The organism is Corynebacterium sp. MC3 (genome assembly GCF_900099485.1).
Taxonomy (GTDB): Bacteria; Actinomycetota; Actinomycetes; order Mycobacteriales; family Mycobacteriaceae; genus Corynebacterium; species Corynebacterium pseudogenitalium.
The window spans coordinates 298,678-323,726 of sequence record NZ_LT622816.1 but is presented as its reverse complement, the minus strand read 5'-3'; the positions used below and the strand labels follow the sequence as shown (position 1 = coordinate 323,726).

Annotated in this window: 25 protein-coding genes; 6 read left to right on the top strand and 19 right to left on the bottom strand. The window is 55.8% G+C overall.

The features are described 5' to 3' along the window. The first annotated feature begins 106 nt into the window (after positions 1-106). Together BQ4436_RS10475 and BQ4436_RS10470 are read left to right on the top strand one after the other, a co-directional pair. On the top strand, positions 107-577 hold the full coding sequence (locus BQ4436_RS10475; RefSeq protein WP_070976844.1) for a type III secretion system chaperone family protein: 471 nt from the start codon (positions 107-109) through the stop codon (positions 575-577). Next, the gene (locus BQ4436_RS10470; protein WP_070362397.1) at positions 567-1,016 is read left to right on the top strand and encodes a YbjN domain-containing protein; all 450 of its coding nucleotides are present in this window, start codon (positions 567-569) and stop codon (positions 1,014-1,016) included. The genes BQ4436_RS10475 and BQ4436_RS10470 overlap by 11 nt, the downstream gene beginning before the upstream one ends. A gap of 58 nt (positions 1,017-1,074) precedes the next feature. On the opposite strand, the gene nusB is transcribed toward BQ4436_RS10470, so the two are convergent. The 14 genes from nusB to aspS all read right to left on the bottom strand — a co-directional run bounded on the left by nusB (position 1,075) and on the right by aspS (position 15,662). Then, positions 1,075-1,578: a transcription antitermination factor NusB gene (nusB, locus tag BQ4436_RS10465; RefSeq protein WP_070362396.1), complete on the bottom strand. Its 504-nt coding sequence runs from the start codon at positions 1,576-1,578 to the stop codon at positions 1,075-1,077. Then, positions 1,578-2,141 carry an elongation factor P gene (efp, locus tag BQ4436_RS10460; RefSeq protein ID WP_070362395.1) on the bottom strand — a complete coding sequence of 188 codons (564 nt, stop codon included), beginning with the start codon at positions 2,139-2,141 and terminating at the stop codon, positions 1,578-1,580. The genes nusB and efp overlap by 1 nt, the downstream gene beginning before the upstream one ends. A 53-nt stretch (positions 2,142-2,194) precedes the next feature. Then, positions 2,195-3,286 carry an aminopeptidase P family protein gene (locus BQ4436_RS10455; protein WP_070976839.1) on the bottom strand — a complete coding sequence of 364 codons (1,092 nt, stop codon included), beginning with the start codon at positions 3,284-3,286 and terminating at the stop codon, positions 2,195-2,197. Further along, a complete protein-coding gene (gene aroQ / locus BQ4436_RS10450; protein ID WP_070976837.1) occupies positions 3,277-3,729 on the bottom strand; it encodes a type II 3-dehydroquinate dehydratase in 453 nt (150 codons plus the stop codon). The genes BQ4436_RS10455 and aroQ overlap by 10 nt, the downstream gene beginning before the upstream one ends. Before the next feature lie 4 nt (positions 3,730-3,733). Next, a complete protein-coding gene (gene aroB, locus BQ4436_RS10445; RefSeq protein WP_070976834.1) occupies positions 3,734-4,789 on the bottom strand; it encodes a 3-dehydroquinate synthase in 1,056 nt (351 codons plus the stop codon). Between the two features lie 30 nt (positions 4,790-4,819). After that, positions 4,820-5,356, bottom strand: coding sequence for a shikimate kinase (locus tag BQ4436_RS10440; protein ID WP_070977196.1), 537 nt, complete (start codon positions 5,354-5,356; stop codon positions 4,820-4,822). 50 nt (positions 5,357-5,406) lie between these two features. Further along, on the bottom strand, positions 5,407-6,618 hold the full coding sequence (aroC, locus tag BQ4436_RS10435; protein WP_070976832.1) for a chorismate synthase: 1,212 nt from the start codon (positions 6,616-6,618) through the stop codon (positions 5,407-5,409). Positions 6,619-6,640: 22 nt separating this feature from the next. Continuing rightward, a complete protein-coding gene (locus tag BQ4436_RS10430) occupies positions 6,641-7,063 on the bottom strand; it encodes a prepilin peptidase (protein ID WP_083329543.1) in 423 nt (140 codons plus the stop codon). Between the two features lie 3 nt (positions 7,064-7,066). After that, complete coding sequence (locus tag BQ4436_RS10425) at positions 7,067-7,888, bottom strand: shikimate dehydrogenase (protein WP_070976829.1); 822 nt, start codon at positions 7,886-7,888, stop codon at positions 7,067-7,069. Further along, a complete protein-coding gene (mltG, locus tag BQ4436_RS10420; RefSeq protein WP_070477037.1) occupies positions 7,888-9,054 on the bottom strand; it encodes an endolytic transglycosylase MltG in 1,167 nt (388 codons plus the stop codon). The genes BQ4436_RS10425 and mltG overlap by 1 nt, the downstream gene beginning before the upstream one ends. Continuing rightward, positions 9,051-9,545 carry a Holliday junction resolvase RuvX gene (gene ruvX / locus BQ4436_RS10415; protein ID WP_070976827.1) on the bottom strand — a complete coding sequence of 165 codons (495 nt, stop codon included), beginning with the start codon at positions 9,543-9,545 and terminating at the stop codon, positions 9,051-9,053. Before ruvX ends, mltG begins: the two co-directional genes overlap by 4 nt. Before the next feature lie 110 nt (positions 9,546-9,655). Then, positions 9,656-12,322 (bottom strand): alanine--tRNA ligase, encoded by a 2,667-nt coding sequence (alaS, locus tag BQ4436_RS10410; protein ID WP_070976825.1) that lies wholly within the window; start codon positions 12,320-12,322, stop codon positions 9,656-9,658. A 48-nt stretch (positions 12,323-12,370) separates the two neighbouring features. After that, the gene (locus tag BQ4436_RS10405) at positions 12,371-13,741 is read right to left on the bottom strand and encodes a replication-associated recombination protein A (protein WP_070976822.1); all 1,371 of its coding nucleotides are present in this window, start codon (positions 13,739-13,741) and stop codon (positions 12,371-12,373) included. Positions 13,742-13,886: 145 nt separating this feature from the next. Beyond that, entirely contained in the window at positions 13,887-15,662 is a 1,776-nt protein-coding gene (gene aspS / locus BQ4436_RS10400) for an aspartate--tRNA ligase (protein ID WP_070977190.1), read from the bottom strand. A 114-nt stretch (positions 15,663-15,776) separates the two neighbouring features. Between aspS and BQ4436_RS10395 the strand changes: the two genes are divergently transcribed. Further along, positions 15,777-16,679, top strand: coding sequence for a KPN_02809 family neutral zinc metallopeptidase (locus BQ4436_RS10395; protein WP_255366198.1), 903 nt, complete (start codon positions 15,777-15,779; stop codon positions 16,677-16,679). A gap of 28 nt (positions 16,680-16,707) precedes the next feature. Next, positions 16,708-18,102 (top strand): L-serine ammonia-lyase, encoded by a 1,395-nt coding sequence (locus tag BQ4436_RS10390; RefSeq protein WP_070976820.1) that lies wholly within the window; start codon positions 16,708-16,710, stop codon positions 18,100-18,102. A gap of 6 nt (positions 18,103-18,108) precedes the next feature. Here BQ4436_RS10390 and hisS read toward each other — a convergent pair whose 3' ends face one another. From hisS to tpx, 3 genes are read right to left on the bottom strand one after another with little or no spacing between them, the layout of a single operon-like run. Further along, on the bottom strand, positions 18,109-19,398 hold the full coding sequence (gene hisS, locus BQ4436_RS10385) for a histidine--tRNA ligase (protein WP_070976817.1): 1,290 nt from the start codon (positions 19,396-19,398) through the stop codon (positions 18,109-18,111). Positions 19,399-19,441: 43 nt separating this feature from the next. Continuing rightward, entirely contained in the window at positions 19,442-20,080 is a 639-nt protein-coding gene (locus tag BQ4436_RS10380) for an MBL fold metallo-hydrolase (RefSeq protein WP_070976814.1), read from the bottom strand. A 33-nt stretch (positions 20,081-20,113) separates the two neighbouring features. Then, entirely contained in the window at positions 20,114-20,611 is a 498-nt protein-coding gene (gene tpx / locus BQ4436_RS10375) for a thiol peroxidase (RefSeq protein ID WP_070976812.1), read from the bottom strand. A 120-nt stretch (positions 20,612-20,731) separates the two neighbouring features. Between tpx and BQ4436_RS10370 the strand changes: the two genes are divergently transcribed. Next, positions 20,732-21,664 carry a peptidylprolyl isomerase gene (locus tag BQ4436_RS10370; protein WP_070976809.1) on the top strand — a complete coding sequence of 311 codons (933 nt, stop codon included), beginning with the start codon at positions 20,732-20,734 and terminating at the stop codon, positions 21,662-21,664. A 124-nt stretch (positions 21,665-21,788) separates the two neighbouring features. Further along, entirely contained in the window at positions 21,789-22,121 is a 333-nt protein-coding gene (locus tag BQ4436_RS10365) for a hypothetical protein (RefSeq protein ID WP_070976807.1), read from the top strand. A gap of 80 nt (positions 22,122-22,201) precedes the next feature. On the opposite strand, the gene BQ4436_RS10360 is transcribed toward BQ4436_RS10365, so the two are convergent. Beyond that, entirely contained in the window at positions 22,202-24,481 is a 2,280-nt protein-coding gene (locus BQ4436_RS10360; RefSeq protein WP_070976804.1) for a RelA/SpoT family protein, read from the bottom strand. A gap of 19 nt (positions 24,482-24,500) precedes the next feature. Continuing rightward, the gene (locus BQ4436_RS10355) at positions 24,501-25,049 is read right to left on the bottom strand and encodes an adenine phosphoribosyltransferase (protein WP_070477021.1); all 549 of its coding nucleotides are present in this window, start codon (positions 25,047-25,049) and stop codon (positions 24,501-24,503) included.

The window sequence follows — 25,049 nt, the reverse complement described above, 5'->3', positions numbered from 1 at the left end:
TTCTCTTTACTAGATTGCTCGCTTCCCCTATACAGGTGTACCCGCCAAGTTTTCTGAGGATTCCGCATAGGTAGTTGGCCGACGAATGATTGGTAGGGTTGGAACAATGACGACGCAACAAATCCCTGAACAGCCCAGTCCGGTTTCGCTTGCAGATGTTGCAGCCATTTTTGAAAATGAGGACCTTGAGTACCGCATTGAAGAAAATATTTTGCGAAGCGGATTCGTCAACTGCGCGACTGTGTGCGCTTTGGATGATAGTTATCTGGTTTTCGAATCCATTTGGCGCGGTGCTGTGCCACAAGAAATGGCTTCACACTTGCTCTTGGCAATGAACGAACATAACCAAACCCACTTTGCGCCAACCTTGCGTTTCTTCGAAAACGAAACAGGAAGCGATGCACCATCACTGGCGGTGAGCGCAATCCGTACGACAGACGTCACAAACGGGTTAACACCAGATCAATTGGGCGCATTTATAGTCACATCGATCGAATCAACACTGCAGGCTTTTGATTTTCTGGAAACGTCATTTCCTACGTTAGTGAACTGGAAGGATCCCCACGTTGAGCACTAGTACTTCTACCCCCCAGGTAACGATCGAACGCATCATTGAACAAATGCGGGGTCACGGCATCGAACTGTCCGATGATCCGACAGGGCGCGTCGCGCATGCAAACCTGAATGATTTCCATGTCTTGTTTGTACTCCTGGACACCGTGTTGATCGTCCGCGCCGATGCCGAAACAGACGTTCCTTCCGACTCCACAGATCCCTCACTCTATCTCGCCGCGAACCAGACGAACTCTTCGCTGCTCGGTTGCCGCGCGGTTGTGGCAAACAGAGGGGAGACACTAGTTGTCCGTTCTGAAAGCGAGATACACGTTGCCGCGGGCATGACCGATGAACAACTTTCGAGTGCTCTCCGCCGTAGTGTCGACCAGGTGCTCTATGCACAAAATATGATGAAAGTGCTATCAGAAACGATCGCTGAAGCCGCCCAACGCGGAAACTAAAAAGTGGGAGGCAACGCGTTGATTCGTTGCCTCCCACTTTTTTACAGCGGAAAACTCGTTAAGCTTCCTCGCCCTCCTGACCGTCAGCAGGTTCTTCTGCGTGAGTCTGAGACATTGGAGCATTTTCAGATTGCGATTGAATTACTCCGTCGAGCACCGCGTGGATATACGGTGCCGCTTTCGCACCTGAGTATTGCGTAGCTAATTCAGCCGCATTCGAGATCGTGATTGGGGCATCAACCTCTGCGTTGAACAGGATCTCCCAGATACCTACGCGCAAGATCTGCCGATCCACTGCGGGGATTCGATCCAACTCCCAATCGCTGCTGAGAAACTTCTCGATTGCGTCGTCAATATCATCGAGCTGAAGGGCCACGCCCTCCACGATGGTCCGGGTATACGGAGCCACCGGGGCAATTTGATTCAGCGGGTTCTGAGACAGCGTCTCTCGGTCTTCGACAATAGCAACCGGGTCGATGTCTCTAGCTTCGGCTTCAAAGAGGATATCGACGGCTCTACGACGCGCACGGTATCGTGCGCCATGGCGTTTGAAATTCTCCATTAGTTGTTCACACGCGAAAGGTATTCACCAGTACGCGTATCAACCTTCACTACATTACCGGTCTCAAGAAACAGTGGGACCTGAATTTCGGCGCCGGTCTCCAGGGTTGCAGGCTTGGTGCCACCGGTGGAGCGATCGCCCTGCAGACCCGGCTCGGTGTGCTCGACCTTGAGATCGACCGAGATCGGTAGTTCTGCAAACAGTGCGTCGCCCTCGTAGAACGAGACCTGGACATGCATGTTTTCCAGCAGGAACTTTGCGGCATCACCGAACTTCTCTTCTGGAAGCTCGAACTGCTCAAAGGTCTTGTCGTCCATGACCACGTAGTTGGTTCCGTCGTTGTACAGGTAGGTCATGTCACGGCGGTCAACCGTTGCCGTGTCAACCTTAACGCCAGCGTTCCAGGTCTTGTCCACGGTTTTGCCGGAGACAACATCCTTCAACTTAGTACGAACGAAAGCTGGGCCTTTACCGGGCTTCACATGCTGGAACTCAACAATCTGCTGGAGTTTCCCATCTACCAACAGAACCAAACCGTTTTTAAAATCAGCAGTAGTTGCCACTTGAAGCCTTCCTTCTTTCTAACAATAGATGTGCTCTCGCAATCACAATTATGCTACAGCACGATGAGTTCCTTGGGGAACTGGGTGATAATACGTGGTGCACCGCTGGTGATAATCAGGGTGTCCTCAATTCGGACACCTCCCTTCCCAGGAACGTAAATACCCGGTTCGATGGTCAAGGTCATCGATGGTTCTAGCTCTCCAGTGCCAGTCAGCGCCGCGTATGGTCCCTCGTGCACATCCAACCCGATACCGTGACCCGTCGAGTGCACGAAGTATTCGCCGTAGCCCGCGTCTTCAATGATGCTTCTACATGCTTTGTCTACGTCGACTAACTTCGCACCTGCAACAGCCGCCTCGACACCTGCTTGCTGGGATTCACGAGTAACCTCGTAGATTTCGCGGAGAAACGCAGAAGGTTCCCCCACCGCAAATGTTCTTGTCATGTCGGAGTTGAACCCTGCACGGTACATTCCGAAATCAATCGTGACAAAGTCACCGTCTTCGATCACGCGGTCAGAGGCACCATGGTGCGGCTTAGCCGAATTCAAACCCGACGCGACAATCGTGTCAAAGCTCGGGCGATCAGCGCCAAGCAATCGCATCCGGTATTCCAAGTTGGCAGCGACTTGGCGCTCTGACTGTCCTGCTGCGAGCTCACCGGCGTCAACTAGTTCGCGAAGCGCTGTCGATGCCAGCTCCGCGGCCTCAGCCAAGCGTTGAAGCTCCAGTTCATCTTTCACTAACCGAATTCCCTCGATTTGTTGCGCGACAGGCACCAACGTCACCCCTTCAGGACAAGCCTGCTTCAGAGCCTCAAGCTGCGATGCACTGACATAGTCTGCTTCGTACCCAACGCGGTGGCCCTCCACAACTACGCTCAGCAGTTCGGTGGCGACTTTTCGAGTGATAGTTGCCTCGATATCAGGAACTTCGTCTGCGACCTGCGTCGCGTATCGCCCGTCTGTTGTGATACGAGCTGAGCGGTCTTTGGAGATCAATAGCGCACCATTGGAACCAGAGAATCCAGACAAGTAACGGACATGCGTCAAATGGGTTACTAACATGTCGTCGATCCGGTGACCAGCTAAAAGAGACGCCAGCTTACGGCGCCGGTTTTCAAATCGAGTATCTGCTAAACCCATTGGGACTCCTTCAAGTCGTTGATAAATACTTGCATTGCAAGCTCGTAACCTTCCAGACCAAGACCGGCAATTACGCCACGCGCTAACGGCGACAAATACGAATGATGTCGGAAGGCCTCACGCGAGAAAATATTCGAAATGTGCACCTCCACAAACCCCGGACCGTCTCCCAACTCAACAACAGCATCGCGCAGCGCCACTGATGTATGCGTAAAACCGCCCGGATTAATGATGACAGGCCATTTACTGTCAGCCGCCTCGTGCACCCAATCGATCAAGTCGCCCTCGTGGTTGGACTGACGAACCTCAACATCCACGCCTGCCGCTGTAGCCTTGCTCTGCAGCCGCTGTGTGAGTGTCTCCAAGGTTTCGGCGCCATAGATTTCGGGCTGCCGCTTGCCGAGTCTATCCAAGTTTGGTCCGTTGAGAACAAGGATCATCATCGCGCTAGTCCCCCATCATGGCTTCGTAAGCAGCACGCATCTCTTCTTTGGTGGCGTCTTCGATTCGTGTACAAGAACCGATACCATCGAGTACCACGAACCGAATGTGCCCGTTCTTATTCTTCTTATCGCGGGTCATTCCCTCATAGAGCTCATCGAACACGCCATGCTCGTAGCGCGTTGGCAACCCAGCCGCTTCAAGGATCGTACGGTGTAGCGAAACAACCGATTCGTCGATAAGTCCTCGCTGCAGCGCAAGGTACGCAACGAACATCATTCCCACAGCAACAGCATTTCCGTGCCGCCAACGGTACTGCTCACGACGCTCGATTGCATGACCAAGCGTGTGCCCATAGTTCAAGATTTCACGGAGTCCCGACTCTTTGAGGTCCTCGGAGACAACGCCTGCTTTGACAGCGACAGAGCGCTCGATAAGCTCAGGCCAGTGACGAGAGGCACCCTCCTGGAATAGATCCAAAATCTTTTGGTCAGCGATAAAACCCGTCTTGATCAACTCTGCAGAGCCAGACACGATCTCTTCTTCTGGAAGGGTGTACAGGCGTTCCAAGTCGATGAAGACGCCCTTCGGCTCATGAAATGCACCGACCAGGTTCTTACCTTCCGCTGTGTTCATCCCAGTCTTCCCGCCTACTGCGGCGTCCACCATTGCGAGCAATGTAGTTGGGACATGCACGACGTCAATGCCACGCATCCAAGTAGCAGCGATAAATCCACCCATATCAGTTGCTGCACCGCCGCCCACAGTGACCACGGCGTCCTGCCTCGAGAAACCGGCACGCCCAAGAACATCCCAAAGTTCACTCGCAACCGCAATGCTCTTGCCGTCCTCCGCATCAGGGACGGCCGCCAGGTGGGGTTCAATGTTGTTGTTTTCTAAGTCTTGCGCGATACTTCGTGCAACGGCAGCTAGCGGAGGTTGATGCACGATCAGGGCCTTCCTCGCCCCAAGCTCCTGCACGCGAATACCGACCTTCATAGTTGTGTCGTGGTCGATGAAGACCTGATACGGCTGGGGCCCACAAACATCCACTACGGCCATGACTCGCCTTTCTTCTCTCTAGGAATCGTTCTATTCGCTATCGATGACGCCTAACACTTCAGCAACGATGCGCTGTGGCGGACGATCGTCAGTGCGAACGCGGTAGTCAGCAACCTCGCGGTAGAAGGGCTCACGTTCAGTAAGCAACGCCTGGTAACGCGCTTCAGGGTCTTCTGCTGCCAACACTGGACGAGTCCCGTCTCCTGCAGTCCGTCGAGTGCCCTCTTTCACCCCGACGTCAACCCACACGACAAGGTGGTTTTCTAACAGAGCTCTCGTCTCAGGCCGAACCACAGCGCCACCGCCTAGGCTCACAACGCCCTTGCTCCCTAATACCTGCTTCACAACCTCGTGCTCAAGATCACGAAACGCATCCTCCCCCAACGATGCATAGACTTCACCGCACGGTTTACCTTCAGCTTGTTCGATTATCGAATCAGAATCCACGAACTGAAGGTTCAATGCCCTCCCTAATCGACGCCCAATCGTCGTCTTCCCAGCGCCTGGAGGGCCAACAAGCACGACTTTTGGAATACCGGACTCGCACGACCCTAGAACCTCGTCTATGGCTGGTCGGGAACCTGTATCTGCGTTCACAGTCATCCTTTCTTTGCGGACTACTCCCCATCAAAACGGAAGCGCTGCGCAACGTATTGCTGATACGACGCAATATTACGCCTCAACTCGTCGAGACTGTCCCCACCGAACTTTTTCAATGTCGCTTCCGCAAGCACAAGTGCCACCATCGCCTCTGCAACCACGCCTCCCGCTGGGACAGCACAGATATCGGATCGCTGGTGAATACCTGTGGCCTCCGCTCCGGTAGCCATATCGATAGATTGCAGCGCGCGAGGCACCGTAGAAATCGGCTTGAAGGCAGCTCGCACACGAAGCTGCTCACCGTTGGTCATACCACCCTCAAGGCCACCGGCTCGGTTAGACAGCCGCTGAACCCGGCCATCTTTCAACGTAATCTCGTCGTGCGCTTGCGACCCTCTGCGCGTAGCAGTCTCAAAACCATCTCCGATTTCGACGCCCTTCACGGATTGAATGCTCATCAAGGCGCCCGCAAGCTGAGCGTCGAGGCGTGCTTCCCCAGAGATGTGGGAGCCCAGGCCGATAGGGAGGCCGTCGACAATTACCGCGACGACTCCACCCAAGGTGTCCCCTGCTTTCTTTGCGGATTCGATACACGCAACCATCGAGGCTTCTGCTTCCTTGCTCGCGGCACGTACCGGAGAGGCGTCGATAGCATCAATGTCAGCAAACGAAGGCAACACGTCACGATCAGGCACTGAGTCCCCAATTGAAACCACGTGCGAAAACACCTCAACGCCCAGGGCCTCACGCAAAAGCGCACGCGCAACCGCTCCTGCGGCGACTCGCGCAGCCGTTTCACGTGCTGACGAACGCTCAAGCACAGGTCGTGCCGAATCGAATCCGTATTTGATCATGCCTGGAAGATCCGCATGCCCTGGTCGCGGACGAGTCAACTTTGCACCACGCCCAGACGACATGGCCTTCTGCACATCTTCATTCGAAGTATCCAACGGATGCGGAGACATAATCGTCGTCCACTTTGGCCACTCGGTATTGCCGATCTGAATCGCGATCGGACTACCAATCGTGGTGCCGTGCACAACTCCAGCGAGCAGCTCCAGCTTGTCTTGCTCAAACTTCATCCGCGCGCCGCGTCCATACCCGAGACGGCGACGAGCGAGCTGATGTGCGATCTCCTGCTCAGTAATTGGCACGCCAGCAGGCATATCCTCAACAAGTGCTATCAGGGCTTGGCCGTGGGATTCTCCGGCAGTGGTCCAGCGAAACATGATGGCTATTCTGTCACACTTCTCATGAGAAGATGCAGTTTCCGGCATAGATTCCAATTACTGCCCAACTCGCCAACACCATCGACGGGCCATGTGGAACACGGCGAGACCTCACGAGTAACGCGAAACATACCGTGCAGAAGCTGCTTATAAACAACGCCGCAATAACACCGATGAATCCCCCAGCCGCTGCTGAAGCAACGCCCAGTGGAAGCGCGAGTTTGATGTCACCGCCACCAATGCCCTGTCCAAACAGCAAATAGGTAGCAGGCCAAAGCATACCCACAGATAAGAAGGGCTCGAACGCGACGGCAATGACAGCCACAACGCACAGTGGCAGCGTGAGCCAATTAGGCAACCGCGCGTATTTCAGGTCGTACCAGCATGTCACTATCGACCAGGCCAACCCCAGAGCGACCGCGCCCCAAACAACTCCCCCCGCCATCTTCTAGTGACTTTGCTGCTCTAGCGCGTTCCAATGCTCCACGAGCGCCGTTTCCATTTCTTCACGCGGCGCATTGCGTCCCGTGAACTGTTCGAACTGTGAGAACGCCTGCCCCGCTAGCATCGTCAGCCCCCCGACTGCTTTGTAACCGTTCGCAGCAGATTGGGATACCAGCGGAGTCGGCCACGGATCATATATGACGTCGAGCAACGGGGCGTGAGCCAGCTGCTGAACATAGGGCCGCAGCGTATCTGCGGGGACAGTCGAAACAACCACGTCAGCAGCAGCCGTTACTTTGAAAAGATCACTGTCAAAAGATACGAAGTTGCACCTAATGCCTTCCGTCAGTCCTCGAAGCTCGCCGCTCCTATCTGAACGATTGATAACAGTAATTTCCTCAACCCCTCGTTCCCGAAGGGCCCAAATCACAGCCCGAGAAGTACCGCCGGCGCCGATCACGACCGCTCGTTGGATATCTGCTCCGCCAAGCAAACGGCGAAGCGCGTACAGCACTCCTTCGCAGTCAGTGTTATCCGCCCGCCACCCCTGGTGTGTGCGGACCAGGGTGTTCGCGGACCCGATCGCAATTGCCCGATCGGTTGCCCGATCCGCGACCTTTAACGCAGCAAACTTGCCGGGCATCGTAACTGAAAACCCTTGGAAACTCTCGTCCGCCTCAAGCACGACCCTGGGAAGGTCTGCTTCGACGCACTCAATCCTTGTGTAACGCCAATCATCGAGCCCCAGAGCCTTATACCCAGCGTGGTGCAAGACCGGTGAGAGTGAATGCTTAATCGGGGAACCGAGGACGGCTGCTTGGTACATTACTGCTCCCGATTTCCTTCGCGCTGAGAATCGAGAATGCCAGAGTCATACGCGCGCTGCGTATCCTCCAAATGCTTATCAAAAGTGCGGTTAAAGACTGTCGTGCCATCCTTATCGATGGTCACAAAGAACAGCCAATCACCTTCTGCAGGCCGCTCCATCGCCTCAATTGCTTCCATCGATGGTGATGCAATCGGCGTTTGCGGTAGTCCATCCATCGCGTACGTGTTCCAAGGAGTGACCCGCTCACGGTCCTCACGTGACGTCGCAACCTCAACAGAGGGCAACCCATAGTTGACGGTCGAGTCAAACTCGAGACGCATAGGCTCTTTGAGACGGTTCAGGATAACTCGAGCCACCTTATCGAACTCTCCGGCAGGAGCCTCACGCTCAACCAGAGATGCAGCTACGACGAGTTCGTACGGAGTCAATCCAACTGACTTTGCCCTCGTGACTATGTCTGTCGCTTCATACTGCTTTGCAGATCGCGTAATCAAATCAGTGAGCACGGCCTCGGCAGACGCCCCTGGATCCACGATGTACTCACCCGGAGCAATAAGTCCTTCAAGACGTTTCGCGTCTCCCGCTCGAGCGTTCACTACCTCGAGTGCCCACTCTGGAACGCCGAGGCTCGCCGGATCCGCATCGGCCGCAACGTGGTGCAGCTCTTCAACAGTAACGCAACCAGGTTTGACTTCTTCACCACAAGAAACTTGCTGAATCATGGACAAGATACCAAGACGCCGTTGCCCACCAACGACGTTGACATCCATGAGCGTTGCACCCCCATAAACCTGTAGTGGCGTTACGCGCTTAGATGGGTCGAGCAGCGCAGCCACGGCACTGTCCGCACTCATCTCACCTTCCAAGCGGTAAAATCCAGGCTGAATGTTGTCCGAGTCCGCATTATTCGCAGCTGCAGTCTGGAACGCTCCGTTCGAAGCAACAATGCCACGTTCTTCAAGCTCAGGACCCAGCGACGAAATGTTCGAGCCCTCGGGGATCTCGACGACTTGTTCCTCACCATTACCGGTACCGTTAAAATCGGCGTTCGTGCCGTTACGCATCACCGCGATCCAGGCAATCAATCCAATGATCAGCAAGATCGACGTTACGAGCACCGCCGTGCCCCGTGTACGTCGTTTCGAGGTTGTTGGGGTCGTCACGATTGATTCTCCTTGAAGTAATTCGTTCGGCCGTCCAGCCAGGATTGCAAAATCTCAACCGCCGCAGCTTGATCAATCACACTACGACCAGCGCGCTCGTTCACGCCGCTCGCACGCAAGGCGTGAGCTGCAGCAACAGTTGTTAGACGTTCATCAGCCATTCTTACGGGAAGCCCAGATCGTCGCCTAATCCGGAACGCGATCTCTTTCGCGTGTTTGACGCTACGTGAGCCGTGACCTTTTAAATCGCGTGGCAGACCAACAACAACTTCAACGATCTTGTACTCGTCGATGATGTCGATGATTCTATCGATATCTGCTCCGTCGCGATCTTTAAATCCTGTAACACGGGCAACAGTCTCAAGTGGAGTCGCTAGCTTTGCATCACGGTCTGACGATGCGACACCGAGACGAACTGTACCGACGTCAATTCCGAGGCGACGTCCCGGCCCGGGATCTTGAACCCCGGGGCGATCGGGCTGCACCGTCATACCATCACTCCAACCGTTTACTCTGTGCCTTCCCTTAAAACCTACTGGTTTTTTGGGACAACGGATATCCAAATACGGCGTGTCGCACTATTGATCCGTGCTTACGGGGCTTAGGCACCAAGTACGTCGCGGATTGCCTTGAAGCCGGCATCGATACCATCAGCGGAAGAGCCGGAGCCCTGAGCAAGGTTCGGCTTGCCGCCACCGCGCCCGTTGACGTATTCACCGAAGGACTTCACAAGTTCGCCAGCCTTGATCCCGCTCTCTACCGCCGCACTGGTAGCTGCAAACACGAACGGCACCTTGCCGCCGTTATCAGAGGCCAGCGCAATGACCGCGGCCTCACCTTCCAGCTTTCCGCGAAGGTCGTTCGCCAAGGTGCGAACATCGCCAGCTTCGATACCGTCGGGCAGCTTCGCAGCAATCACCTTGTACGCACCAATGGTCTCTGCGCGGTCCAAGAACTCGCCAGTCTTCGACAGCAACTGCTGACGGTGCAAATTCTCAATCTCTTTTTCAGCAGCTCGGAGCCGCTCTGTGAGCTGCGCAATGCGCTCCGGCAGCTGGCCTGTTGGAGTCTTGAGCTCGGCAGCGAGCCCCGAGGCCAGTGCAGCTTCTTTCGAAAAGTACTGGAAGGAGTCCATGCCGGAGTACGCCTCGATACGGCGTGCGCCAGAGCCAACAGAAGACTCGCCGAGCACAGCAACAGGTCCAATCTGTGACGAGTGCTCAACGTGTGTACCACCGCACAGCTCAATAGAGAACGGCCCGCCGATCTCTACCACCCGCACCTGGTCACCGTAGTTCTCGCCGAATAGCGCCATCGCGCCCATTTCCTTCGCCTTTGATAGCGAAGTTTCGATGGTGTTAACCGCGAAGTCTGCGTCCACCGCCTGGTTCGTAATGGTTGCAATCTCCTGGAGCTGAGCATCAGTCAGCTGTTCGGTGTAGTTGAAGTCGAAACGCAGGTAGCCAGGCTTGTTCATCGAACCAGCCTGGACAGCGGTTGGGCCGAGCACCTGACGTAGCGCAGCGTGAATGAGGTGGGTAGCGGTATGCGCCTGTCGCGCCCCATGACGCCACTTCTCATCAACTTCAGCTTGTACCTGATCGCCGAGGCCAATGCCGCCATGTTCCACGGTTGCCTTGTGCACCCACAGTTTCTTGCCGATCTTCTGCACGTCGTGAACTTGCAACATCGTATCGCCAACGCGAATCAGACCGCGGTCGGCCATCTGGCCACCGGCTTCGGCGTACATCGGAGTGACGTCGAGAATAACCTCGACCTCATCGCCTTCCGCAGCCTCGTTCACCTTGTCACCGTCGCGGACGAGACCGAGGACTCGGGCATCATGCTCAAGTTCTGAATAGCCCACAAACTCGGTCGGGTGGTTGTCCACCCACTCCCGATAGAGCGATTCATCAACGTTACGGTGCTTCTTCGCTTTATTGTCAGCCTTCGCCCGAGCTCGCTGCTCCTGCATGGCGGAGTTAAATGCGTCCATATCGACGTCAAGTCCGGCCTCATGCGCCATCTCCAACGTCAAGTCAATTGGGAAACCGTACGTGTCGTGGAGTTCGAATGCCTGCTGGCCAGGCAGAGTCTTCGCTCCGGATGCACGCAGTTGCTCGACTGTTTCGTCGAATCGGTGTGTACCGGATTCGAGGGTCTTCAAGAAGGCACGCTCTTCAGCCAAAGCAACCCGCAGGATACGTTCCCGGTTCTTCGCGATCTCCGGGAACGACGGCGTCATTGTATCCATAATGGTGTTCATGAAGACCTCAAGCACGTTCCCAGTTGCGCCTAGAAGACGTGCAGAGCGAACAATTCGGCGCAGCAAGCGGCGCAGAATGTAACCGCGCCCCTCGTTCGACGGCGTAACACCGTCGAGAATGATCATCATGCCTGTACGCGAGTGGTCCGCAATCACGCGGAACCTTACATCATCTTCGTGCACTCCTGCGTCGTACTTAGTGCCGGTAAGCTCAACTGCCGCGTCAATAACCGGCCGGAGCAGATCTGTTTCATACACATTGTCGACGCCCTGCAGCAGGCAGGCAACGCGTTCGATGCCTAGCCCGGTATCGATGTTCTTCTTTGGCAACTCTCCGACGAGCTCAAAGTTGCCCTTCTTGTCGCCCTCACCGCGAATCGACTCCATGAAGACCAAGTTCCAGATCTCCATGTAGCGGTTATCGTCAGCGATTGGCCCGCCCTCTTTACCGTATTCAGGGCCACGGTCATAGTAGATCTCCGAGCACGGACCACATGGCCCAGGAATACCCATGGACCAGAAGTTGTCCTCCATGCCCATTCGCTGGATATGCGACGGATCTACCCCGATCTTGTTTTCCCAAATCGAAGCAGCCTCGTCGTCATCCAGATACACCGTCACCCACAGCCGCTCTGGGTCGAGGCCGTAACCGCCATCCTCTACGCTGCCCGTCAGCAGCTCCCATGCGTGAGTAATCGCGCCTTCCTTGAAATACTGGCCGAAGGAGAAGTTGCCGGCCATCTGGAAAAACGTATTGTGGCGAGTCGTGATACCTACTTCTTCAATATCAAGCGTTCTCACGCACTTTTGAATCGAAGTCGCTTTCCCATGTTCAAAGGGAGGGTTCTGTTGGCCAAGAAAATACGGCTTGAACGGAACCATGCCCGCATTCACGAACAGCAGTGTCGGATCGTCCAAGATAAGCGATGCGCTCGGAACTGATGTATGTCCTGCACGAACGAAGTGCTGCGTAAAGCGCTCACGAATCTCATGGGTTTGCACGGAGTAGTTTCCTTTCAAGTTCGAATCAATCTCGAACTACTCTACCCCTCAACCACGTACTAACCTACGCAGCCTACCCAAGAACCCGGAAATTCTTCGCTCGTCACCGTGGTCCGTTGGTGTGTAGTAGACCGCATCCTCTAAGCCGTCGGGAATGTACTGTTGTTGTACTACTCCCTTCGGGTCATCATGCGGGTAGACATAACCGACTGCATTGCCCATCGCTTTCGCGCCCTCATAATGCCCGTCCCGTAAATGCGCTGGAACCGGGCCGATCTTTCCCGCGCGCACGTCCTCCTGGGCGCGCGTAATCGCCTGAATCACTGCTGGCGATTTTGGCGCGGTAGCCAAATGAATCGTCGCTTGTGCAAGTGTCAGTCGACCCTCAGGCATCCCGATCAGCTGTACCGCCTGCGCTGCGGCAACTGCAGTTTGCAACGCTGATGGATCGGCCATACCAATGTCCTCCGAAGCATGAATGACCAGCCTGCGCGCTATAAAGCGAGGATCCTCACCAGCTTCAATCATCCGTGCCAAATAGTGCAACGCTGCGTCGACATCTGACCCTCGAATCGACTTGATGAATGCGGAAACTACGTCGTAGTGCTGGTCGCCGTCCCGGTCGTAACGCACCACCGCACGGTTCACGCTTTCCCTCACGACATCAAGAGTGATTGTCTCCCCCGGTTCGACTGATGCTGCAGCTGCCTCCAAGTACGTCAAACTGCGGCGTGCATCTCCACCCGCCAAGGCTATGAGTTGTGCTCGCGCATCGTCGGCAAGCTTCACGGAACCCGCGAGCCCACGTTCGTCTTGTATCGCTCGATCAATCACCACGCCGAGGTCTTCAGCCGATAAGGATTCAAGTTTCAGAAGCAACGAGCGTGAAAGCAGCGGGGCTACCACGCTAAATGAGGGATTCTCCGTCGTAGCCGCTACAAGCAACACCGTGCGATTCTCGACGGCAGCTAACAGCGCATCCTGCTGAGTCTTAGAAAACCGATGAACCTCGTCAATAAACAGGACCGTGCTCTCACCCGAGATCAAATCTCTACGCGCTGTATCGATGACCGCGCGGATCTCCTTCACCCCTGAAGACAGTGCAGAAAGACCAACGAAGTTTTGCCCCATTGTTTTAGCGATCAACGAAGCGATGGTTGTTTTACCAGTACCGGGTGGACCGTAAAGTATCACTGAGGCTGCACCCGATCCTTCTACAAGTCGGCGTAGAGGTTTGCCCTCGGAAAGAAGGTGTTGCTGCCCAGCAACTTCATCCAAACTCTGAGGGCGCATTCGGGCAGCGAGGGGTGCACCGTGACCTGCTGCAAAAAAGTCTGAGCCACGTTGTGCGCCACCATCATTGGCAGTCTGCTGGCCACTAGTCGGTAAGGAGTTACCGAATAGATCACCCTGCGACATGTTTACTCTCCTCAAAAACTACCGCTCAGTCCCGGCAGGCCGACCACCTGTGAGAAAAGCCGGAGCCCCAACAACCTACACGGTTGCCGACGCTCCGGCACGCGTTTGTTTCATTGCGCCGGCTCATCCGTGCGCAATGTCGACGCTACTTCTTCGGCTTAAAATCAACGCCAGTCTCTTTACGCTGCTCGTCTGGAATAGGCGCAGGCGCATCCGTCAGTGGGTCTACGCCGCCGCCGGACTTCGGGAAGGCAATGACGTCACGAATGGAGTCAAACCCGCCAAGCAAGGACACAATGCGGTCCCAGCCGAATGCGATGCCGCCGTGCGGTGGCGCACCGTAAGCAAATGCCTCAAGCAGGAAGCCAAACTTCTCCTTGGCTTCTTCCTCGGTGATGCCCATGACTTCGAAGACACGCTGCTGGACGTCTCTCTCGTGAATACGAATGGATCCGCCACCGATTTCGTTGCCGTTGCAGACAATGTCGTATGCGTATGCCAGAGCTTCGCCTGGGTTCTTCTCGAAGTCTGCCTTGAATTCTGGCTTCGGCGAGGTAAACGCGTGGTGCACAGCGGTCCACTTCGAGTGGCCAAGCGCAACGTCTCCGGAGGCTGTCGCGTCAGCGGACGGCTCGAACATAGGAGCATCAACCACCCAAGTAAACGCCCAATCGCCTTCCTTAATCAGGCCAAGCTTGCGAGCGATTTCCCCTCGCGCTGCGCCGAGCAATGCACGTGCACTCTTCGCGTCACCTGCTGCGAAGAAGATGCAGTCGCCAGGCTTCGCACCAACGTGTGCTGCAATGCCGGCCTTCTCTTCCTCGGTGATGTTCTTCGCAACAGGACCACCGAGCTCGCCGTCCTCCTGCACCAAGATGTACGCCAGGCCCTTCGCGCCACGCTGCTTTGCCCAATCTTGCCAGGCATCAAGCTGACGGCGGGGCTGCGAAGCGCCACCATCCATGACAACGGCACCGACGTAGTCATTCTGGAAGACGCGGAAGGTCGTGTCCTTGAAAAACTCAGTGCAGTCCACCAGCTGAATATCGAAACGAAGGTCCGGCTTGTCCGAGCCGTACTTCTCCATCGCGTCTTTGTATGTCATGCGCGGGATCGGAGTAGAGACCTCGTAGCCGATCAGCTTCCACAACTCAACAACGATCTGCTCCGCGAGAGCGATGATGTCGTCCTGGTCGATAAAGCTGGCCTCGATATCGAGCTGTGTGAACTCCGGCTGACGGTCCGCACGGAAGTCTTCGTCGCGGTAGCAGCGCGCGATCTGGTAGTAGCGTTCCATGCCGCTGACCATCAAAAGCTGTTTGAACAGCTGTGGCGACTGCGGCAATGCGTACCAGGTACCAGGGCGCAAACGGGCCGGCACCAGGAAATCACGCGCACCTTCAGGGGTAGAACGGGTCAACGTTGGCGTTTCAATTTCCGTGAAATCATTCGCATCCAACACCTTACGTGCTGCGCGATTCGCCGCTGCGCGGAGGCGAAGTGCTGCGGCCTGTCGCTCGCGACGAAGGTCAAGGTAGCGGTACTTCAAGCGAGTCTCTTCGCCTACCTCGTTCGAGGAGGCGTCCTCAATCTGGAACGGCAGCGCAGCAGCCTTGTTGAGCACCTTCAGCTCAGAAACGTTGACCTCGATCTCACCCGACGCCAGGTTCGGGTTAGCCGAGCCCTCTGGGCGTGGTTCAACAACACCAGTTACCTGAATGCAGTACTCGCTACGCAAATCGTGCGCAGCTTCAGCGACTTCCGAATCCCTAAAAACCACCTGCGCGTAGCCAGAGCGGTCACGCAAGTCGATAAAAATAACGCCACCGTGGTCGCGCCTACGGCCTACCCAACCTGCCAGCGTGACGGTTTGTCCTTCAAGGTCTTTGCGGAGCTCGCCCGCGAGATGAGTGCGCAGCACAGTCTGTTCCACGTCCTTCCACGTGAGGTACAACATTAACTGTTGAAAGTGTACCCCCTTTGTCTCGCATGCGAAGGGACGGGTCCGAAGACCGTACCAATTCCCCATAAACGCCTGTGTCTATGGCATGCTTGTCCCATGACGTTTAACAGCAACTATCAGCGCGGAAGTGGCTACGCGAAGACTGGTTCAGGTGGGCGGCGTGGCGTCCCAATCGCCGCAGGCGGTGGTATTGGTGGACTTGTACTCATAGTCCTCTTTATTGCACTGGGCGGAAATCCGGCTGATCTCATCGAGCAATCTCCATCCGGCACAGAGCCGGATTCGAGCTACTCCTTGGAGCATTGCAACGAGGACAACGCTGCAAACAAATACGACGACTGCCGGGTCGAGGCAGCCGGCGTATCCGTCAACGGTGTTTGGAAAACGCTTTTGCCAGAGCAAGCTGGCCTTGACTACACCGAACCAGGCCTCACCTTGTTCCGGGACGCGACGCAGACTGGCTGCGGGTACGCTTCCTCAGCTACCGGTCCTTTCTATTGCCCCGCCGACCAAACAGCGTACTTTGACACCACGTTTTTTGAGCAGCTCAATGCACTCGGCGGGAACGACGCCCCGTTCACGCAAATGTATGTGACGGCTCACGAGTTTGGACACCACGTGCAGCAGATTGAGGGCACCCTCGGTCTCAGCAACTATAACGATCCTGGTGAGCATTCTGCTGCCGTAGCCATCGAAATGCAGGCCGACTGCTACGCGGGTATCTGGGCACATTACGCGGACAAGGGTGACAACGCGTTGCTTGAGCCGCTTACTGAAGACGACGTCCTGGCTGCAATTGAGACCGCACAGGCTATCGGAGACGACAACATCCAACGCCGCTCGGGCGGCGACGTCAACCCTGATACCTGGACACATGGTTCTTCTGAGCAGCGAAAGACTGCGTTTATGTCCGGGTACAGGACCGGCAAAATGTCCGCCTGCGACACTCTCAACCGTGGCGTCTACAACAGCTAAATCTTTCTGGTGATGTAACATCGCGCGCATGTCACACAATGCAGTCAGCGTCGTTGATTTGTTCAGCATCGGAATCGGCCCATCGTCTTCTCATACGGTGGGCCCTATGCGTGCCGCGCTTGCATTTATCGAGGATTTGAGTGAAGCGCCCGCCGCAGTCAAGGTTGAGCTGCGAGGCTCCTTGGCGGCAACGGGTGTGGGCCACGGAACCGACCGAGCTGTGCTACTGGGACTTGTCGGTTATACCCCACTTACTACTTCTGCGGACACCCGGCCGCTTCCTGGTGAGCTCATTCCAGAACGAGGGCACATCCAAGGTCCAGAGCGTGAACTCGACTATGAAGTCGCGATGAACCCGGTGCCCGTCGCTAAGCACCCAAACTGCCTGATTTTCGATGCGTGGAACACCGAGGGCGTGCGCATCGCTTCCCGTAAAGAGTACTACTCCGTTGGCGGTGGTTTTATCCTCGACCGCACGCAGATGGAAGCAAACCGCGACCAGGCGGGCGTCGCCACCGTACGCGATGCGGTTAACGTCCCCTACCCATTTTCCGATGGTGCGTCCCTAATGCGCCAGTGCGAAACTCATCAGCTATCTATCGCAGAACTCATGCGTGCGAACGAAGAAGCGATACACGGCAAGGACGTCCTGGATGCTCACCTCGACGCGGTCTGGGACACCATGCAAGAGTGCGTCGCCCACGGCCTAAAAACGGAAGGTGAGCTTCCAGGTGGACTATCAGTTCGTCGCCGCGCTCCTCGGCTACATCGCTTATTGACGGCCGAATACGAGGCCTCCGCATCTCGCGGCCTTGACGCGATGGAATGGGTCAACTTGTACGCTCTCGCTGTCAATGAGGAAAACGCCGCGCACGGGCGCATCGTGACCGCCCCGACGAATGGTGCGGCGGGGATTATCCCGGCCGTCATGCACTACTGCCGGGATTTTACCGACGACTTCGACCGGGATGCTGCGCATCAGTTCCTGCTGACCGCTGGAGCGATCGGCGCCATCATTAAGACGAACGCCTCCATTTCCGGTGCCGAAGTTGGGTGTCAGGGCGAGGTAGGGTCCGCATCGTCCATGGCCGCAGCCGGTATGTGCGCAATTCTGGGCGGCACTCCGCAGCAGATAGAGAACGCTGCCGAGATTGGCCTCGAGCACAACCTCGGACTCACATGTGATCCAGTGGCTGGCCTTGTGCAGATTCCTTGCATAGAACGAAATGCCATCGGAGCGGTGAAATCAATCAACGCGGCCCGCCTAGCCAAGCTTGGTGATGGAACCAATAAAGTCACGCTCGATGATGTAGTAGAAACGATGGCAGCGACAGGCCACGACATGATGAGCAAGTACAAAGAGACGTCAATGGGAGGCCTCGCTGTACAGCTTGGCCTCCCGGTCAACATCACTGAGTGCTAAATCAGGCTAGCTCACTGCCTGAATAATGGCCGTAGCCTGAAGCGGAACGGCAACTTGTTCGTGGCTCTCCAGATTCTTGACCGCCACTTCCCCGTTCGCCAGCTCCTGGTCCCCGAGCACGAGAGCAAAGCGCGCACCCGCCCGGTCAGCGCCTTTCATTGCGCCTTTCAAACCGCGACCACCGTACGCCATGTCAGCTGAAATTCCTGCGGCACGGAGCTCGTCGATAAGCGAGCTCATCTTGCGGCGAGCCTCCTCACCGATTGCTACGCCGAACACCTCGACGCGACGATCCAGATTCGGGAGCGCCACCTCCTCAGCCTCCAACGCGAGCACTGTCCTATCAACGCCAAGCCCGAATCCGATGCCTGACAGATCTTGGCCACCGATCTGCGCCATCAAGCCATCGTAACGTCCACCTCCGCCAATTCCCGACTGAGCCCCAAGACCATCGTGCACAAACTCGAAAGTAGTCTTTGTGTAGTAGTCAAGGCCTCGCACCATCCGCGGGTTAATCACAAACGGAACCCCCATATCCTTCAGCGTCCCGGTAACAGTCTCGAAGTGCTCGCGAGACGCATCTGAGAGGTGGTCCAGCATCAACGGCGCATCGGCTAGAAGCTCCTGTACCTCCGGACGCTTGTCGTCCAGAACACGAAGCGGATTGATTTCCACGCGGTGCTGCGTCTCCTCGTCTAACGGGAGCTTCTTGAGGAAAGCTTGGAGCTTTTCCCGGTATGCGGGCCTGCAGGTGTGATCGCCAAGGCTTGTCAGCTCGAGGCGAAAGCCTTTCAACCCAACGCTCCGGTAGCAACGATCTGCAAGTGCGATAATCTCCGCATCAAGCAAGGGGTCGTCGACGCCAATTGCCTCGACACCAACTTGCTGCAGCTGGCGGTACCTGCCAGCTTGCGGACGCTCGTATCTGAAAAACGGACCGGCGTAGTTCAGTTTCACCGGCAGATAACCCCTGTCAAGGTTGTGTTGGATCACTGCACGCATGACGCCTGCAGTCCCCTCTGGACGCAAGGTCACAGAACGCCCGCCACGGTCGGCAAACGTGTACATTTCCTTCGACACAACATCGGTAGATTCACCGACACCACGGGCGAAAAGAGTTGTGTCTTCGAAAACCGGAAGCTCGATGTGTTGGAAACCCGCAACATGCGCCTGTCGCACGAACTCATCGCGGACATAAAGGAACTTCGACGACGCCGGGGGCACGTACTCCTGCACTCCCTTTGGAACGCTCAGTGCCTTGAACTTTTCTTTTTGGGGTTTCTTCGTATCACTCACGGGGACTGAGTCTAGCTGTTCTCAGTCGCTACCGCAGCCATGGCTACTGATTACGAGCCTCAAGGAGAAACGGGTTCGTGGTTCGTTCGTGCGCCATGGTTGTACCGGGTCCGTGTCCAGGCAACAACGTTGTCTCGTCAGGAATCGCCCAAACCGGTCCACACAAAGAGGTTTTCATTGCCCCTGGATCGGAGTGTGGCAAGTCAGTCCGGCCGACGGACCCCGCGAACAGCACGTCGCCTGAAAACATGACGTCGCCCATCTGATAGAGGACACTGCCGGGAGAATGGCCTGGAGTATGAGTTACATCAACCCTAAAACTGGCGATTTCAAGTGGCCCATCTGCGTCAAACGTGCGGAGGTCCGATACGGTCTCCATCGAAGCGGCGTCGAAAAGCTCGAGTGTTGAGGTAGGAAGGCCGCGTCCATGATCAAGCATGAACGCGTCCGCTGCGTGGATAAATACGGGAACCTGGTACCTCGCAACATCTCTCGTATGGTCAATATGGCCGTGGGTAAGAAAGATGGCCACAAGTTGCAGCCCCTCTTCCTTGAGAAACGCAGAAACGACCTGATGCGTTCCCATGCCGGCATCGACGAGGCAGGCTAGCTTCGCAGAATCATCGATGATGACGTAGCAGTTCGTCTGAAACGGTCCCGACGTAAAACCTAAGATTCGCAATGCCTACCTCGCTGTCTACCTAAACCTCTCCGATTAGGAAAGGGCCTGTTCAGCAGCCGAGTAGTCGGGCTCGTTGGTGATCTCCTCGACCAGCTCGACGTGCACCACGCGATGATCGGCGTCGGTCACAATGACCGCGCGTGCAAGCAATTCCTTGAGCGGCGTTCCGTCAAGCGTGAGGCCGAACGCCGTGCCGAAATCAGAGCGGAATGCAGAGAGCGCCTCCACATTCTCGATGCCCTCTGCCGCGCAGAAACGCTGCTGAGCAAATGGCAAGTCCTTGGAGATACAAAGCACTGCAGTGTTTTCTGCAGATCCCGCGAGCTCATTAAACGCTCGCACAGACTTTGCACACACGTCAGTGTCTAGTGATGGAAAAACGTTAAGGACCAGGCGCTTCCCCTCGTACTCGGACAACTTCTTTTCAGAAAGATCGCCCGCGACTAGCACGGCGTCAGGAAGGGCGTCGCCTACCTTAGGAAGAGATCCAGATGTTTGCGATTCATTACCTTGAAAAAATACCTTTGCCATGTCCACGACCCTACATGAACTATCGGAAGCGAGCAGTCGCAAAAAACACAGCAAAATACGACAGGTACAGTTACACCTGCTAATATTTCCCAGTCAACTAGTCAGAATAGAGGTACTACGGTGAGCAATAAAGAGCGCGGTCAAGAAGCCCTTAAACATCTGGAGCGTGAATTGAATTCACGCGATCGAAAGCAGAACTCAAAGCCCTGGTCGATCGCGGCGCTTTCCGCAGTTGTAATCGTGGCGCTAGGCGGCGGCATCTACTTCCTAGCGAACCAGGACGGCGACAGCACCAACGAAGCTCAAAGCTCGGCTGAAGAAACCACCGCCCCAAGCGAATTCGACGCCAACAACTACGAGGCAATCGCGACGAAGCGTGCCGAAGCACTCCCCGCCTCAGTCTCGTGTGAATACACCCCCGATACAGCACAGGGTGACAAGAAAGCAGACCTGCCGAAGACCGACAACGTCTCTACGACAGGGACCGTCAACGTCGAGCTCGACACCAGTGCAGGGCCGATTGGCATGGAGCTCGACCGCTCTGTCTCGCCGTGCACTGTGAATGCGATCGAACACCTCGCCTCTGCTGGCTACTTCAACGATACCGTCTGTCACCGGCTCACCGATGGCGACGGCCTTAAAGTACTGCAGTGCGGTGACCCAACCGGCGTAGGCAGCGGTGGTCCTGGCTTCCAGTTCGCAAATGAGTTCCCGACTGACGAAGCGCTCAAGGCTCTCTCGGACACGCCTGCCCCGGAAGGCATATCTCCAGAAGAAGCAGAGCAGATGAAACAAATGGAGCTCCAGCAGAACCCTCAGAAGTACGCGCGCGGCACCATCGCTATGGCGAACGCCGGTTTGGATACCAATGGGTCCCAGTTCTTCCTGAACTACGGTGATTCAGTGCTGCCTCCGCTGTACACCTACTTCGGTCAAATCTCTGAAGAAGGTTTGAACACCCTTGACAAGATTGCTGAAAAGGGCGTCGAAGGCGGCGGCCAAGACGGCGCACCAGCCGAAGAGGTACGCATCAAATCGGCAACCGTAAAGTAACTACACAGTTGCCTCTCAGCTGCACAGGAGCAGTTTTCAGTCTATTCAAAGTCTTGCAAAACGTCTGATAGCCAACTAGAGTTTGCACTCGTACATTTGTCAATCCCGTCAGATTGGAAAATTCATGAACTTCCGTAAAAGTATTCTTGCAGCAGCCACTGCTGTAGCTGTCGCAACTTCTGGCGTTGCTGCTGCTGAGGCTGCAGAAAGCACCACCCCAACCACCACGGCCAAGCCAGCTTCGAACACCAAGACTGAGAAGGCCCCGACGGTGAAGAACACCACCTCCAAGAAGTCCACCACGAAGCAGGCTCCTAAGGATCAGTCGAGCGACGAGGGCTCCTCCGTCAAGGACATGTCCCCATCTGAAATCCGTGACTGGATCGCAGTGTTCACCGCCGTCATCGGTGCGCTCGGTACCCTGTTCGCATTCCTGGACAAGTACCTGCGCAAGTAGACCGCTGGCTAGGTGCCACACTGGCATCTCCCACTAGCGCACCCAAGTGGGGTAACCCGTGATCGGGTTACCCCACTTTTCTATACACCGACGCGGTAGACGTCGAATACCCCTTCAACATTCCGGATCAGATTCATCACAGAAGCGAGCTGCTTCGTATCCGAAACCTGGAAGCTGAATCGAATCGTGGCAATACGGTCTTCCTTCGCTTGTGAGGAAAGCGATAGAATCGCCAATTTTTGTTCAGACATTACCCCCGTGAGTTCCGCGAGGAGGCCGTGCCGGTCAAGAGCTTCCACCTGAACGGTCACGATAGAGGTACCCGCAGAGCCGCCAGCGCCGGACCACGAAACCTCGATCAACCGCTCTGGCTCTTGCCTGAGCTTGTTCGCGTTGGTGCAATCTGTGCGGTGCACCGAAACCCCTCCACCGCGGGTTACGAACCCGAAGATATCGTCGCCAGGAACCGGCTGGCAGCAGTTGGCAAATTTGGCCATTACATCCGGGCTGCCCTGCACCAAGACTACAGGGCCATCGCCCGAGGGTTCTGGTCGGATGATCTTTGAATGGGGCGTCCGATCCGCCAGAAGATCTGCGGCGTCTTCGACGTCACCAAACTGGTCGACCAGCATTTTTGCAACATGCCGGGACGAAACATTCCCAGCGCCGATAGCCGTGTACAGGGCATCTACATCGGAGTAACGCAGTCTGCGTGCAATATCACGCATTGACTCAGGCGTAAATAGCCGGTGAAGTGGAAGTCCGCTCCGCTGTACTTCCGCTGCCAGCGCATCGCGTCCGACTTCGAGGTGTTCCTCGCGCCGTTCTTTCGCGAACCACTGACGCACCTTTGTTTTCGCACGCGGTGAAACAATAAAGTCTTGCCAGTCACGAGAAGGCCCGGCATTTGGGTCCTTCGAGGTAAAAACCTCGACGCGGTCACCATTTTGCAGCTGTGACTCCAGAGCAACCAGTTTGCCGTTAACTTTTGCCCCCACGCATCGGTGGCCTACCTCAGTGTGCACCGCGTAGGCAAAGTCCACAGGCGTCGAACCGGCAGGAAGGTTGATAACATCGCCGTGTGGCGTGAAGACGAAAATCTGCTTGCTTGTCAGGTCGTAGCGCAGTGAATCAAGAAACTCATTTGGGTCTGAAGCTTCCTTTTGCCAGTCAAGCAGTTGGCGCATCCACGCCATCTGATCTACTTCAGCCTGATCTCCCTTATGCGATCCTTTCGTCTCTTTGTACCGCCAGTGAGCTGCAACACCGAACTCGGCGTTGTAGTGCATCTCGTGCGTACGTACCTGTACTTCGAGAGCTCGCCCGCTGTTCGTCATCACCGTCGTGTGCAGCGACTGATACACACCGAATCGCGGATTCGAAATATAGTCCTTAAATCGGCCCGGCATTGCAGAATACATAGCATGGACGACGCCGACCGCTGCGTAACAGTCGTGGAGATTATCGACGAGCACGCGAACGCCAACGAGGTCGAAGATTTCGTCGAACTCGTGGCCTCGAACAACCATTTTTTGGTAGATGGACCAATAGTGCTTCGGCCTCCCCATCACCTCTGCGTCGATCCCGTTTTTCTTCAGTTCGGTTTGCAGCTCACGAATAATCTCTGCAAGAGCTCTGTCCCGCGAGGGCGCTCGGTCAGCAACTAACCGCACGATTTCTTCGTATTTCTTCGGGTAGAGGATCGCGAACGCGAGATCTTCAAGCTCCCATTTCACTGTCGCCATCCCGAGGCGGTGTGCAAGCGGTGCAATCACATCAAGGGTTTCGCGCGCCTTCTTCGCTTGCTTCTCAGGAGGAAGAAAGCGCATCGTGCGCATGTTGTGGAGCCTATCCGCAACTTTAATCACAAGTACCCGGGGATCCTCCGCCATGGCAACGATCATTTTCCGGATCGTTTCTGCCTCTGCCGACGCCCCAAGCGCAACCTTGTCTAACTTCGTTACGCCATCGACGATTCGTGCCACCTCAGGCCCGAAGTCGGCCGTAAGTTCATCCAGGGTGTAGTCAGTGTCCTCAACGGTGTCATGCAACAGTGCTGCCACCAACGTTGTGGTGTCCATACCAATTTCACCACAGATCGTGGCTACGGCAAGCGGGTGCGTAATATATGGGTCGCCTGATTTCCGGAACACGCCATCGTGAAGCTGCTCAGCCGTCTCATAGGCACGATTCAATAATGCGACGTCGCACTTCGGATGGTGCCGTCGATGAATCGATAACAGCGGGTCCAGGACCGGATTGCTACGGACCCGCGCACCGCCAGTGAGCGAACGAGCAAGTATTGCGGACACACTTCGCATCGAGGGTGTATTCCTCTTCGGTGCTTTCTCTTGAGTCACAGTCCGCCTCCAAACTCTCCTATTGGTCGAGCACTACCACGGGAACATCTCCTAAGCGGCTTCTACCGTCCAGTCCTTGTACCTCGAGCATTACTACGTAACCAACAACGCTACCACCTGCGCGTTGGATTAAATCGGTTGCTGCGGAAAGAGTTCCGCCAGTAGCAAGCACATCGTCAACGAGAACGACCTTCTTCCCGTCCAGGTCAATTCCCGACGCCGGGATTTCCAAAGCTGCAGTGCTGTACTCGGTTTTGTATTCCTGTGTAATCACCGGCGGAGGGAGCTTCCCCTTCTTACGGATAGCGAGGATGCCTACGCCCATTTCGTATGCAACAGCTGAGCCCAGGAGAAAACCACGGGCATCCAGGCCACCAACAAGGTCTGCTCCAAGATTCTCAGATACACGCGCCATTTCTTTGATAACAACCCGCAAGGCATGCGCATCTGCAAGCACCGGTGTGAGGTCTTCAAACAACACGCCCTTTTCGGGAAAATCTGGTACTTTACGGATCTTTTCTCGAAGCGCTTCCTTTGCGCTTTCAAACGTGTCCTTCGAATCGCCCAT